Genomic DNA, 12,727 nt, shown 5'->3' with positions numbered 1-12,727 from the left:
ACCACAGTGGCGTGTCGTCAGGAGACTGGAGTAGTGGACCTCTACGAATACCAGGCGAGGGATCTCTTCGCCGCCCACGGAGTACCGGTTCTGCCGGGTGCCGTGGCAAACACCCCCGAAGAAGCCAAGGCCACCGCCGAGAAGATCGGCAACCAGGTCGTCATCAAGGCCCAGGTCAAGACCGGCGGCCGCGGCAAGGCCGGCGGCGTCAAGCTGGCCCAGACGCCGGATGAGGCCGCCGAGAAGGCCGAGGCGATCCTCGGCCTGGACATCAAGGGCCACATCACGCGTCGCGTGCTGGTGGCCGAAGCCTCGGACATTTCCGAGGAGTACTACTTCTCCTTCCTGCTGGACCGTGCGAACCGCACCTTCCTCGCGATGGCTTCCGCCGAAGGCGGCGTGGAGATCGAGCAGCTGGCCGTCGAGCGTCCCGAAGCGCTCGCGAAGATCCCGGTCGACGCGATCGCCGGTGTCGACAAGGCGAAGGCCGTCGAGATCCTGACCGCGGGCAAGTTCCCGGAGAAGGTCGTCGACGAGGCCGCCGACGTCGTCGTGAAGCTCTGGGAGACCTTCGTCTCCGAGGACGCCACGCTGGTCGAGGTCAACCCGCTGGTCCGTGACCCGCAGGACAAGATCATCGCCCTCGACGGCAAGGTCACCCTCGACGAGAACGCCTCGTTCCGTCAGCCGGGCCACGAGGCCCTGGTCGACAAGGACGCGGAGAACCCGCTCGAGGCGAAGGCCAAGGCCAAGGACCTCAACTACGTCAAGCTCGACGGCGAGGTCGGCATCATCGGCAACGGCGCGGGCCTCGTGATGTCCACGCTGGACGTCGTGGCGTACGCGGGCGAGAAGCACGGCGGCGTCAAGCCCGCCAACTTCCTCGACATCGGCGGCGGCGCTTCGGCCGAGGTCATGGCGGCCGGTCTGGACGTCATCCTCAACGACACCGACGTGAAGAGCGTCTTCGTCAACGTCTTCGGCGGCATCACCGCTTGCGACGCGGTCGCGAACGGCATCGTCGAAGCGCTGAAGATCCTGGGCGACGAGGCCACCAAGCCGCTCGTCGTGCGGCTGGACGGCAACAACGTCGTCGAAGGACGTCAGATCCTTGCCGACGCGAACCACCCGCTCGTCACCGTGGTGGACACAATGGACAACGCGGCCGACAAGGCCGCCGAGCTCGCCGCGGCAGGTGCGTGAGATGTCGATCTTCATCAACGAGAACAGCAAGGTCATCGTCCAGGGGCTCACCGGCTCCGAGGGCATGAAGCACGCGACCAAGATGCTGAAGTCCGGCACGAACATCGTGGGTGGCGTCAACGCCCGCAAGGCCGGCCAGACCGTCTCCATCGAGGGCAAGGACCTCACCGTGTTCGGCACGGTCGAGGAGGCCATCAAGGAGACCGGCGCCGACGTTTCGGTCATCTTCGTGCCGCCGAAGTTCGCCAAGGACGCGGTCATCGAGGCGATCGACGCCGAGATCCCGCTCGCCGTGGTGATCACCGAGGGCATCCCGGTGCACGACTCCGCCTACTTCTGGGCGCACGCCGTCGCGACCGGCAACAAGACCCGCATCATCGGGCCGAACTGCCCAGGCGTGATCAGCCCCGGCAAGTCGAACGCGGGCATCATCCCGGCCGACATCACCGGTGCCGGCCCGATCGGTCTCGTGTCGAAGTCGGGCACGCTGACCTACCAGATGATGTACGAGCTGCGTGACATCGGTTTCTCGACCGGTGTCGGCATCGGCGGCGACCCGGTCATCGGCACGACGCACATCGACGCCCTCGAGGCGTTCGAGGCCGACCCCGAGACCAAGGTCATCGTGATGATCGGCGAGATCGGCGGCGACGCCGAAGAGCGCGCCGCGGCCTACATCAAGGACAACGTGACGAAGCCGGTCGTCGGCTACGTCGCGGGCTTCACCGCGCCCGAGGGCAAGACCATGGGCCACGCCGGCGCCATCGTCTCCGGTTCCTCCGGCACGGCCGCCGCCAAGAAGGAGGCCCTCGAGGCCGCCGGCGTCAAGGTCGGGAAGACCCCGAGCGAGACCGCCGTCCTGGCGCGCGAGCTGTACAACAGCCTCTGATCTTTCGGAGACTGACGCTTTCCCCGGCGGGCCGGGCACCCTCACCGGTGCCCGGCCCGCCTCTTTGCGCCCCGGATCGCGATTAGCCCGCTAAACGCACGTCGGGGGCGGACCTGCGTTTAGCGGGCTAATCGCGATCCGGCGGCCGCGTCGCGTTTAGCGGGCTAATCGCGATCCGGTCGTCGTCGAGGGGTTCCGCCGGGAACCTGACCGGGTGTAGAGACGTCTCAGAGCCCGAGGCGTGGGGTGTCCGCGTGTGCGCTAGCGTTCGAGCATCACAGCCGCCTCGTTTGTCCCGGGAGTCCCGCGCGCCCCGGGGTGCCGGTCGAACGACAGGAGAGCATTCGGATGTCCTATCCCAGCGGTGGGCCCGGCTACCCCCAGCAGGGTGGCGGCCAGCAACACCCCAACCCCGGCTCGGGAGCCTTTCCTCAGCAGCAGGCGCCGTCACCGGCCGCCCCGCTGAACCTGGCGTTGCTGCTCGCGCTCGCCGTCACCGTCCTCGGCCTGGTGCAGTTCTTCATCGGCTTCTCCGACGAGGCCGACGCCGCCGGGCAGGTCTCGCTCTTCCTCCTGGTCAGCGGTCTGCTCGCGGCCTTGCACGCGCTGCCGCGCGGCCCGAAGACGCTGCCGTTCGCCGCGCTGTTCAGCGTCATCGGCGCGTTCGGGGCGCTGGACCTGGTCATCGGCTACGGGAGCGGCCGTGAGGACGTCTCGGTCCCCGGCATCCTCACCGTGGTGCTGATCCTCGGCATCCTGCAGATGCTGGTCGCGGTCGCCGCGCTGCTGTTCGAGCACGACGTCATCAAGCTGCCCGCCGCGAAGCCGCAGCAGCAGGCGCCGCAGGCCCCGTACAGCCAGCAGTTCCCGCAGCAGGGCCCGCAGGGTCCGTTCGGCCAGCAGGGTCAGCAGGGCCCGGCCGCCACGCAGGTCCAGCCGTTCCCCGGCTCGGGTCAGCAGGGCCAGCAGCAGGGTGAGCAGTCCGGTCCGTTCTCGCAGCCGGGCGGGTTTCAGCCGCCGGTCACGCAGCCGCCGGGCCAGCAGGCCACGACGTACGCGCCGCAGCAGGGCCAGTTCTTCCAGCAGCCGCCGTCCTCCTCGTCGGAGTCGGGCCAGAGCCAGAACCCGGGCACGCCGCCCGGCGGTTTCGGCAAGCAGAGCTGACCTCTCGCACCGAAGAACACCCGCTGTGACTCTCCGTGTCACGGCGGGTGTTTTTCTTTTCCGGGTTACCCGACCGGGTGGGTTGAGCCACGTGCGCTGTCCGGCGGCGGCGTGCCTCACCCGGACGGCCCAGTCCGGATGTAATGGTGCGGATCATGAAGCTGCTCACCCGCGACGAACGCCCGCCGGGCGAAGAGCCGGTGAGCGACCTCGTCCCCGAGCTGGAGGTCTCCAGGGCGAAGCGGGTTCGTGTGTTGCTCGCGGCGGCCTGCTCGCCCCTGTTGTTCTCCTTCACCGCCATCGCGGTGGTGCTCGCGATGGTTTCGTTCGCCGCGGACCGGTCCCGCTTTTCCGCCACCGGCGCCGTGCTCGCCGCGGGCCCTGGCTGGCTCGCCTCGTGGCAGGTGGAACTCGACCTCGGCGGTCATCCGCTCGGCGTGCTGCCGCTGCTGCCGACCCTCCTCGTCGGCTGGCTCGTGGCGAGGGCGGCCGCGCGCGCCGCGCGCCGGAGCGGCGGCCGGACCCCGGCGGACGCCGTTCCCGTGGTGACGGTGATCGCCGGCGCCCACGCCCTGTTCGGTGTGCTCGTCGCCCTGCTGGCGGGCGGATCACCGGTCGACGTGAACCCGCTGACCGCCTTCTGCGTGCCGGGTCTCCTCGCCGGGCTCGCCGCCATCGCGGGGGTCGCGAAGGTCTGCGGGCTGCCTGCCGCCGTGCGGGAGCGGTTCGACCCCGTGGCCGTCCAAGGCCTTCGGGCCGGCGCGCTCGGCCTCGCCGCGTTGATCGCGTGTGGTGCCGTGGTGTTCACCGCGGCCACCGCGCTCTCCTGGTCCACTGTGGACAGCCTGTTCGAGCCGGGGTTCGGTGCGAGCTTCGGCCTGTTCGTGCTTTCCGTCGCCTACCTGCCGAACGCGGTCGTCGCCGCGCTGTCGTTCACCACCGGGCCGGGTTTCTCGGTCGGTTCGCTGACCGTCGGCATGTTCGGCTATCAGGAAGGGCAGCTGCCGGGAGTGCCGGTGCTGGCGGGGATCCCGTCGCAGCACGCCGTCTGGTGGCCCGCGTTGCTGGTCCTGCCCGCGCTGGTCGGCGCGCTGGTCGGCTGGCGGATCCGCGCGATCGACGAGGACCCGATGCTGCGGATGCGGGCGGTCGCCGTCGCGGGCGCTCTCGTCGCGTTCGGCTGCGTCATCCTCGGGACCCTGTCCGGCGGCAGGCTCGGCGACGGCCCGTTCGACCCGGTCAGCGTGCCGGTCGGGGTCGCGTCGGTGATCGCCTTCTGCTGGATCGTCGTCCCCGGCGGCTTCGTGGCGTTCTTCGCCGGAGCGCACGAGGCCCCCGAACCGCCGGGCGAAGCCGAAGTCGAGGAAGACCTCGTCGAGCCCGAAGAGGCTGAACCAGCGGAGGAAGAAACCGAGGCCGAAGCCGAAGAATCGGCTGAGGACGCCGACGATGCCCTAGCCGAACCGGAGCCCGAAGCAGAGCCGGAACCCGAGCCCGAGCCCGACGGTGCCGCCGACGACGCTGTGACCGAATCCACCGAGGGGTCCGGCGACGAAAGCGCCCCCGGTGACGACCGTTAGGGTTGTCGCGACCAGGTGAAGCGCCGTACGCCCGAGTGCGTACCGCCGTGGCAAGGAGCCCGTTCTGGCTAGTCGGTTGGACCTGCCCACTCCGGTGAAGCTCGTCGTCCTCGCGTCCGGTTCCGGCACGCTGCTGCAAGCCGTGCTCGACGCCGTCGAAAAGCCGAACTTCCCGGCGAAGGTGGTCGCCGTCGGAGCGGACCGCACCGGGATCGAGGCGCTCACCCGTGCCGAACGCGCCGGCGTGCCGTCGTTCGCCGTGCGGATGGCCGATCATCCGGACCGCGCGGCGTGGGACAAGGCGATCACCGAAGCCGTCGCCGCCTACCAGCCGGACCTGGTCGTCTCGGCGGGGTTCATGAAGATCCTCGGCGCCGAATTCCTCGCGCGGTTCCCCGGCCGCGTGATCAACACCCATCCGGCGTTGCTGCCGTCGTTCCCCGGCGCGCACGCCGTGGCCGACGCGCTGGCGATGGCCGTCAAGGTCACCGGGTCGACGGTCCATTTCGTCGACGCCGGAGTCGACACCGGGCCGATCATCGCGCAGGAGCCGGTGGTCGTGGAGCCCGACGACGACGAGCACGTCCTGCACGAGCGGATCAAGGCCGTGGAACGCAGGCTCCTGGTGGAAACGATCGAAAAACTCGGCCGGAGCGGGTGCGCGGTCGAGGGACGAAAGGTGAGGTTTTCGTGAGTACCGCACAGGGACAGCGTCCCGTCCGGCGCGCGCTGATCGGCGTCTCCGACAAGGCCGGTCTGCTCGAACTCGCCACCGGGCTGCACGCGGCGGGTGTCGAGATCGTGTCGACCGGTGGCACGGCGAAGGTCATCGCGAACGCCGGGGTGCCGGTGACGCCGGTCGAAGAGGTCACCGGGTTCCCGGAGTCCCTCGACGGCAGGGTCAAGACGCTGCACCCGCGCGTGCACGCGGGTCTGCTCGCCGACCGCGACCGCCCGGAGCACGTCGAGCAGCTCAAGCAGCTCGACATCGCGCCGTTCGACCTGCTCGTGGTCAACCTGTACCCGTTCACGCAGACCGTCGCCTCGGGCGCGAGCCCCGAAGACTGTGTCGAGAACATCGACATCGGCGGTCCGGCGATGGTGCGGGCCGCGGCGAAGAACCACAACAGCGTCGCCGTCGTGGTCGACCCGTCCCGCTACGAGTGGGTGCTGGAGCGTGTCGCCGCGGGCGGTTTCGAGCTGGCCGATCGCAAGCGGCTCGCCGCGCAGGCCTACGCGCACACGGCGGCGTACGACACCGCCGTCGCCTCGTGGTTCGCGAACGTCTACGCGCCCGCGGACGACTCCGGGTTCCCCGACTTCACCGGCGCTTCGTGGGAGCGCGGCGACGTGCTGCGCTACGGCGAGAACCCGCACCAGAAGGCCGCGCTGTACAAGCACTGGCGGCCGGGCCTCGCGCACGCGGAACAGCTGCACGGCAAGGCCATGTCGTACAACAACTACGTCGACACCGACGCCGCGCGCCGTGCCGCCTATGACTTCGAGGCCCCGGCCGTCGCGATCATCAAGCACGCCAACCCGTGCGGGATCGCGGTCGGCGAGGACATCGCCGAGGCGCACCGGAAGGCGCACGCGTGCGACCCGGTCTCGGCCTACGGCGGGGTGATCGCGACCAACCGGCCGGTGAGCCGCGAGGCTGCCGAGCAGATTTCCGAGGTGTTCACCGAGGTCGTCCTGGCGCCGGACTTCGACGCCGAGGCGCTGGAGATCCTGCAGCGCAAGAAGAACGTGCGACTGCTGAAGCTGCCCGCGATCACGTCGCCGGATCCGATCGAGTTCCGGCCGATCTCCGGCGGCATGCTGGTGCAGACCGTCGACACGATCGCCGCCGAGGGCGACGACCCGGCGAACTGGACCCTGGCGACCGGCGCGCCCGCAGACGAGCGCACGCTGGCCGACCTCGAGTTCGCGTGGCGTTCGCTGCGCGCGGTGAAGTCGAACGCGATCCTGCTGGCGAACGACGGCGCGACCGTCGGCGTCGGCATGGGCCAGGTCAACCGTGTCGACTCCTCGCGGCTCGCGGTGTCGCGTGCGGGCGACCGGGCGAAGGGCTCCGTCGCGGCTTCGGACGCCTTCTTCCCGTTCCCGGACGGGCTCGAGGTCCTGCTGGAGGCCGGTGTCCGCGCCGTCGTCCAGCCGGGTGGCTCGATTCGCGACGCCGAGGTCATCGCCGCCGCCGAGGCCGCCGGGGTCACCCTGTACCTGACCGGCACGCGCCACTTCGCCCACTGACGCCGACCTGCGTTTAGCGGGCTAATCGCGATCCGGCGGGGTGGACAGGACCACGGGCATTTCGGTGCCCGGCCGCGGCGGTCGTGCCATGCTGGCCGCGGATCGCGTTTAGCCCGCGAAACGCAGGTCCGGGCGCGCGTCGCCTTTAGCGGGCTAAACGCGACGCGGACGTAGGCGAATCGGTAGGGGAGGATCGGTGCACCAGCCGCCGCAGGGGTACGGCCAGGGGCCGGGTCACGGCCCGCCACCTGGGCAGGGTTACGGGCAGCAGCCGGGTTATGGCCCGCCCCAGCCCGGGTACGGTCCGCCGCCTGGCTACGGTCCGCCCGGCTACGGGCCGCCGCCCAAGAAGAAAAAGACCGGGCTGATCGTCGGCCTGATCGTGGGCGGCGTGGTCCTTCTCGGCCTGGGCATCCCCGGCGGCATCTTCGCGTCCGAGTACTACTCGTCGGTCGGCAAGGCGCCGGTCTCGCAGCAGCCGCCCGCCGAGTGCGCCCTCTCCCCGGAGATCCTGAACAAGACGTTCACCAGCAGCTTCCAGGGCGTCCGCGACAACGAGATCAAAGCGGGCGACATCGTCACGAAGCAGCAGGGTTGTTCCTGGCTGCCGCCGGAGAGCGACAACGTCCACGACCGCGCCCTCCAGGTCATGGTGTACCGCTACGAGGGGCGGGACGCCGAGAGGCGCGCGTCGGAGTCGTCCACCGGGTCGGCCGCGCCGTCCGAGCGTCAGCAGCAGGTGCAGGGCATCGGGGAGAAGGCGGTCCTCGTCTCCCTCGACACCGACAGCGCCTTCAGCGGCGCGGAGCTGCGGGTCACCCAGGGCGTGTACGTCGTCATCGTCACCTACAAGGGCTGGGACAAAGGGTTCTTCACGAACTCGCCGATCCCGCCCGCGGAGTCCGCCGAAGTGGCGAAGTCCGTGGGTGCGGAGCTCGTGAAGAACCTGCCCCGCTAGGCGTACAGGCCGTTCAGCCAGGCTGTCCACGCCTTCTCGGCTTCGTCCGCGTCGGCGTCTTCGGCGAACAAGTGGTGCCCGATGCCGACAGGCCAGCCCCAGACGTTCCGGCCGTAGAAGCGGTACAGCGCGTCTTCGGTCCTGACGCCGATGAAGGCGGGCGTCAGGTAGTCGACGACACCCTCGACGCCGGGGACATCGAGATACACCCGGTCACCCACTGCCTTCGCGCCTATCGCCGCTCGGACGGCCTCGAACGCCTCCGGGGCCGTCGACGCTTCGGGTGCGTCGGTCTTGAAGTACTTCGCCTGAAGCCGGTTGAAGTGCGTCAGATACTCGCCCAGCGAGTGGTAGTAGAACGACGTGTGCTGCACGCACGCGTCGTATTCGACGTCCCAGTCGTCGAGGACGGTGGTGTGCTCGAAGCGCAGGTAGGTGCCCCCGTCCTTCGGTTCGAGGACGTATTCGAGCGTGTTGAACCAGCCGCTCTCGTCTTCCGCGTAGGTGACGAAGCGCTGTGACGGCTTCCAGACGGTGACCATGCCGCCGTCGGGGGTGAGGCCGGACTCGGCGCCGCCGTCGCGCGGTTCGTACTGGATCGGCCAGAGCCAGCCGCCGCTGCCCGTGGTGATCGCGGCCCAGGTGTCCGCGGGGGTGGTGGGGAGGAAGCCCTCGAAGCGGACCTCGGATTCCTTCGCCATGACTTGTCCCTCTCTCGTCTGCCTTCACAAGAGCGACGCCTGGCCAGGGGCGCTTTCGACAGCCGGATCGCGTTTAGCCCGCTAAAGGCGATGTGACGCGGGTCACATTCTGGGGTGTCGAAGTTCGCCGGACAGCGGCGTCCCTGGGGTGTCCGCGAAGACGACTCGAGGAGAGAGACATGAAGCAGAACACGATCGACGAGATCCTGAACCGCCCGCTCAGCCAGGAGCTCCTGGCGCGCGACCTGGCCCGCCTGGCTTACACCGCGCTCGACGGCACGCCGCGGGCGATCCCGATCGGCATCCACTGGAACGGCGGGGAGATCGTCATGTGCACGTCGACGAACGCCCAGAAGCTGCCGGCGCTGCGTCGCAACCCCGCCGTGGCGCTGACGATCGACACCGAATCGCACCCGCCGAAGGTCCTGCTCCTCCGGGGCACTGTCGAATTGGACTACGTCGACGGCATCCCCGACGAGTACCTGCAGTGGAGCGGCACCTACGAGATGACGCCCGAGCAGCGGGTCGAGTGGGAGGAAAACGTGCGGTCGCTCTACGACGGCATGGTCCGCATCGTGCTGACCCCGACCTGGGTCAAACTCATCGACTTCGAGACGACACTGCCTTCCGCCGTCGAGGAGCTCATCCGCCGGAAGGGTGCCTGAGCTCGTACGCCGGGAAGCGTAGACGAGAAGCCGCGTCTCGACGGATTCCCGCGAAGCCTTGCGCTGCCAGCATTTCCGCCATGACACTCACAGGAATCCTGGCCGCCGCGCTGATCGTCACCGGCGCGCCCGCCATCGCGACGGACGACGTCCGCGTGCACACCGGAGTGATCGACGGCGCCCGGTACCGGGTCGAGGTGCCGTCGAACTGGAACGGCAGATTGCTGCTGTACAACCACGGCATCTACCCGCCGGGCTACGTGCCCGAGGAGATCGAACTCGCCAACCGGGAAGAGGCGAAACCCGTTCTCCTCGGTGAGGGTTACGCGCTGGCCGCGTCGCTCTACAGCAAGCCGAACGGCTTCTCGGCCCGCGAAGCCGTCCACGACCAGACGGCGCTGCTGTCCTGGTTCGATCGCACTGTCGGCCGTCCGGAGCAGGTGTTCACCTGGGGAGCTTCCGGCGGCGGGCTCAACGCGGTCCTGCTGTCCGAGCGGCTTCCGCACCGGATCGACGGCGTGCTGGCGATGTGCGGTCCCGTCGCGGGCGGTTCCGCGTTGTTCGATCAGGCGCTCGACCTGGGGTTCGCGGTCCGGACGCTGCTGGCGCCGGAACTGGAGGTCGCCCGTATCGCCGACCCCGCGGCGAACCTCGCGAAAGCCCGCCAGGTGGTCGCGAAGGCGCTGGAATCACCCGATGGACGGGCGCGGCTCGCCCTCGCCAACGCGTTCGCCGACGTCCCCGGCTGGTCGACGGCGCACCATCCCAGGCCCACCGACGTCGCCGCGCAGATCCGTCAGCAGACGGAGTTCGTTCTGGCCGTCTACGACCAGCTGGCCTGGGGTGCGCACCGGGCCGACCTGGAGGTGCAGGCGGGCGGGAACCCAGTCGGGAACACCGGAGTGGATTACCGCGCCGTGCTCGCCCGGTCCAGTGAACGCGACCTCGTGAAACAGGCCTACCGTGCGGCCGGGCTGGACCTCGGCGCCGACTTGGCCGCGCTCGCCGCCGCGCCCAGGGTCGGGGCCGACAACGCCGCCGCCCGATGGCTCACCCGAGTCGGGACGCCGACAGGACGTGGCCGGCCGCCCGTCGTCACGCTGCACCCCATCGGCGACGGCGTCGCCCCCGAACACGAGCGGACCTACGGCGACCGCGTCGAACCCGGCCGGATCCGGCAGCTGTTCGTGAACCGGGGCGGCCACTGCCAGCACACCGCCGCGGAGGAACTGACGGCGTTGCGCGTGCTGCGGGACCGCGTCGAGACCGGTCGCTGGCCGTCGACGTCGCCGGAACGGTTGAACGCCGAGGCGAACCGGTTCGGCCCGGAATTCCGCTTCCTCTACGACTGGCTGCACGGTGAAGGTGGCACCGCCGCAGCCGCGTTCCAGCGGCACCACCCGGCCCCGCTTCCTCGCTAGGGCTGGTCGCGGAACCGGTCCGTCGCCTCCAGCAACGCGGCCAGGATGCCGGGCTCGTCGTATGCGTGCCCGGCATCCGGCACGATCACCAGCTCCGATTCCGGCCATGCCTTGTGCAGGTCCCACGCGGACACCGCGGGCGTGACGAGGTCGTACCGCCCCTGCACGATCACGCCGGGGATGTCCTTCAGCACGGCGGCGTTTCGGATCAGCTGTCCCTCTTCGAGCCAACCGTTGTGCACGAAATAGTGGTTCTCGATGCGCGCGAACGCCAGCGCATACTCCGGCACGGCGAAATCCGCCACCAGTTCGGGGCGGGGGAGCAGCGTCCCCGTCGCGGCCTCCCAGGTACTCCACGCGACGGCGGCGGGTCCGTGCACCGCGGGGTCGGGGTCGGCGAGCAGCTTCGCGTACAGCTCGACGGGATCGCCGTCGAGTCCGGCGATCGGCGCCGTGAACTTCTCCCACAGGTCCGGGAAGACGTTCGCCGTGCCACCGCGGTAGTACCAGTCCACTTCGGACGCACGCAGCGTGAAGACCCCGCGCAGCACCAGCTCCGACACTCGTTCCGGATGCTTCTCGGCGTATGCCAGCGCCAGCGTCGACCCCCAGGACCCGCCGAACACCTGCCATCGCGAGATGCCCAGCGACTCCCGCAGGCGTTCCATGTCGTCGACGAGATGCCAGGTCGTGTTCGACGAAAGATCGCCCGACGCCGAAGCGTGCGGCAGCGATCGCCCGCACCCGCGCTGGTCGAACAGGACGATCCGGTAGGCGGACGGGTCGAACAGCCGGCGGTGCGACGGCGAGCAGCCGCCGCCGGGGCCGCCGTGCAGGAACACCACGGGCTTGCCGTCGGGGTTCCCGCATTCCTCCCAGTACACGAGGTTGCCGTCACCGGTGTCCAGGTGGCCTGACGCGTGGGGCTCGATCTCCGGGTACATGTGCCTATCCTCGGGCACGCGGCCGGGTTCCCGGAGACGAGGTTTCATTCCCCGTGGTAGCGCAGGCCGGTGCGCTTCAGGACGACCCAGCGTTCACCGGGACGGTCCGCCACGACCGGGTACCACCGCGGAGCCACCGCGGCGGTCAGTTCGCCACCCCGTTCGATGAGGGAGCTCACCGCGGGTTCACCCACCACGATGAGCGCGGACCAGTCGACGTGCGCCAGCAGGTCGTCCTCGGTGACTCCGAACTGTTCCTCCAGCACCGTGACGAGGTCGTGCCCGGTGTCCGGACCGGACCGGACTTCGCTGACGTCAGGCACTTCTTCCACTACGACGGGTTCGTCGTAGTCCTCGTAGTCATCTTCTTCTTCGTCTTCGCGTTCTTCGGACCAGACGTGGTGATCGAGCCGCGAAATGCTGTTGCTCAGGTCGAAGGCCTGCTCGTCGGTCATGACCAACGTCACGGTGTGCCCCTCGGTCAGCGTGAACGTCAGTTCCGCCTCCGGATGACCGCTGGTGCCGGGTTTCGCCTCGACCATCCCCGCCACGGTCCCGGCCAGCGCCGTGGGCGCCGGGCTCGTGCTCCAGTCCAGTGACGGCAGGTTCGCCGCCATCTCCAGCACGCACGTCGCGGCGGTCCAGAACGCGTCCTTGTCCCGGAAGTCCTTGCGGCTGCTGGTCAGGGTCCGTCCGCCGCCCAGCGGATCGGTGCGGGCGTCGACCTGGCCCCGTCCGGTCCCGTTCTCCCAGATCGCGGTGACCGTGACCTGGTTGGCCAGCCGTTTGCGGTAGTTCTCGATATGGCCCTCCCTGGCGAGTTCCCAGCCGTTCACCGTCTCGGGCCAAGCGTCGTCCACTGCGGGTTTTCCTTTCCTGACGCGGTGATTCCGGATATCGGACGTGACAGGTCCGGTGATCGTTCCGGCTCGCTTGACAACCGCTGCGC

12 protein-coding genes are annotated in these 12,727 nt (G+C 69.5%); 9 read left to right on the top strand and 3 right to left on the bottom strand.

Annotated features, from left to right (window positions below; translation table 11 throughout):
- Window positions 1–33: 33 nt before the first annotated feature.
- From sucC to NQK81_RS18865, 7 genes are all read left to right on the top strand, one after another.
- The gene (gene sucC / locus NQK81_RS18895) at window positions 34–1,203 is read left to right on the top strand and encodes an ADP-forming succinate--CoA ligase subunit beta (RefSeq protein WP_126736646.1); all 1,170 of its coding nucleotides are present in this window, start codon (window positions 34–36) and stop codon (window positions 1,201–1,203) included.
- A gap of 1 nt (window position 1,204) precedes the next feature.
- Window positions 1,205–2,092, top strand: a complete 888-nt coding sequence (gene sucD, locus NQK81_RS18890) for a succinate--CoA ligase subunit alpha (RefSeq protein WP_005165134.1) — start codon at window positions 1,205–1,207, stop codon at window positions 2,090–2,092.
- 348 nt (window positions 2,093–2,440) lie between these two features.
- Window positions 2,441–3,256, top strand: a complete 816-nt coding sequence (locus NQK81_RS18885) for a DUF5336 domain-containing protein (RefSeq protein WP_257489207.1) — start codon at window positions 2,441–2,443, stop codon at window positions 3,254–3,256.
- 143 nt (window positions 3,257–3,399) lie between these two features.
- Complete coding sequence (locus NQK81_RS18880) at window positions 3,400–4,836, top strand: cell division protein PerM (RefSeq protein WP_257489206.1); 1,437 nt, start codon at window positions 3,400–3,402, stop codon at window positions 4,834–4,836.
- A 76-nt stretch (window positions 4,837–4,912) separates the two neighbouring features.
- Window positions 4,913–5,530, top strand: a complete 618-nt coding sequence (gene purN / locus NQK81_RS18875) for a phosphoribosylglycinamide formyltransferase (protein WP_257489205.1) — start codon at window positions 4,913–4,915, stop codon at window positions 5,528–5,530.
- Complete coding sequence (purH, locus tag NQK81_RS18870) at window positions 5,527–7,089, top strand: bifunctional phosphoribosylaminoimidazolecarboxamide formyltransferase/IMP cyclohydrolase (protein WP_192747891.1); 1,563 nt, start codon at window positions 5,527–5,529, stop codon at window positions 7,087–7,089. The genes purN and purH overlap by 4 nt, the downstream gene beginning before the upstream one ends.
- 196 nt (window positions 7,090–7,285) lie before the next feature.
- A complete protein-coding gene (locus NQK81_RS18865) occupies window positions 7,286–8,047 on the top strand; it encodes a hypothetical protein (RefSeq protein WP_257489204.1) in 762 nt (253 codons plus the stop codon).
- On the opposite strand, the gene NQK81_RS18860 is transcribed toward NQK81_RS18865, so the two are convergent.
- On the bottom strand, window positions 8,044–8,748 hold the full coding sequence (locus NQK81_RS18860; protein WP_257489203.1) for an SRPBCC family protein: 705 nt from the start codon (window positions 8,746–8,748) through the stop codon (window positions 8,044–8,046). The two genes, NQK81_RS18865 and NQK81_RS18860, sit on opposite strands and share 4 nt — an antisense overlap.
- 179 nt (window positions 8,749–8,927) lie before the next feature.
- Between NQK81_RS18860 and NQK81_RS18855 the strand changes: the two genes are divergently transcribed.
- The gene (locus tag NQK81_RS18855; RefSeq protein WP_257489202.1) at window positions 8,928–9,413 is read left to right on the top strand and encodes a pyridoxamine 5'-phosphate oxidase family protein; all 486 of its coding nucleotides are present in this window, start codon (window positions 8,928–8,930) and stop codon (window positions 9,411–9,413) included.
- Between the two features lie 80 nt (window positions 9,414–9,493).
- Entirely contained in the window at window positions 9,494–10,834 is a 1,341-nt protein-coding gene (locus NQK81_RS18850) for a DUF6351 family protein (RefSeq protein ID WP_257489201.1), read from the top strand.
- Here NQK81_RS18850 and pip read toward each other — a convergent pair.
- Both pip and NQK81_RS18840 read right to left on the bottom strand, forming a co-directional pair.
- Window positions 10,831–11,778: a prolyl aminopeptidase gene (pip, locus tag NQK81_RS18845; protein ID WP_126736656.1), complete on the bottom strand. Its 948-nt coding sequence runs from the start codon at window positions 11,776–11,778 to the stop codon at window positions 10,831–10,833. The genes NQK81_RS18850 and pip overlap by 4 nt on opposite strands.
- 44 nt (window positions 11,779–11,822) lie before the next feature.
- A complete protein-coding gene (locus NQK81_RS18840) occupies window positions 11,823–12,638 on the bottom strand; it encodes a hypothetical protein (RefSeq protein WP_257489200.1) in 816 nt (271 codons plus the stop codon).
- Window positions 12,639–12,727: the final 89 nt, after the last annotated feature.

Origin of the sequence: Amycolatopsis roodepoortensis (assembly GCF_024628825.1) — a bacterium.
Taxonomy (GTDB): domain Bacteria; phylum Actinomycetota; class Actinomycetes; order Mycobacteriales; family Pseudonocardiaceae; genus Amycolatopsis; species Amycolatopsis roodepoortensis.
Note: the sequence above shows the minus strand (reverse complement) of the source record. Positions and strands in the feature narration are given on the sequence as shown.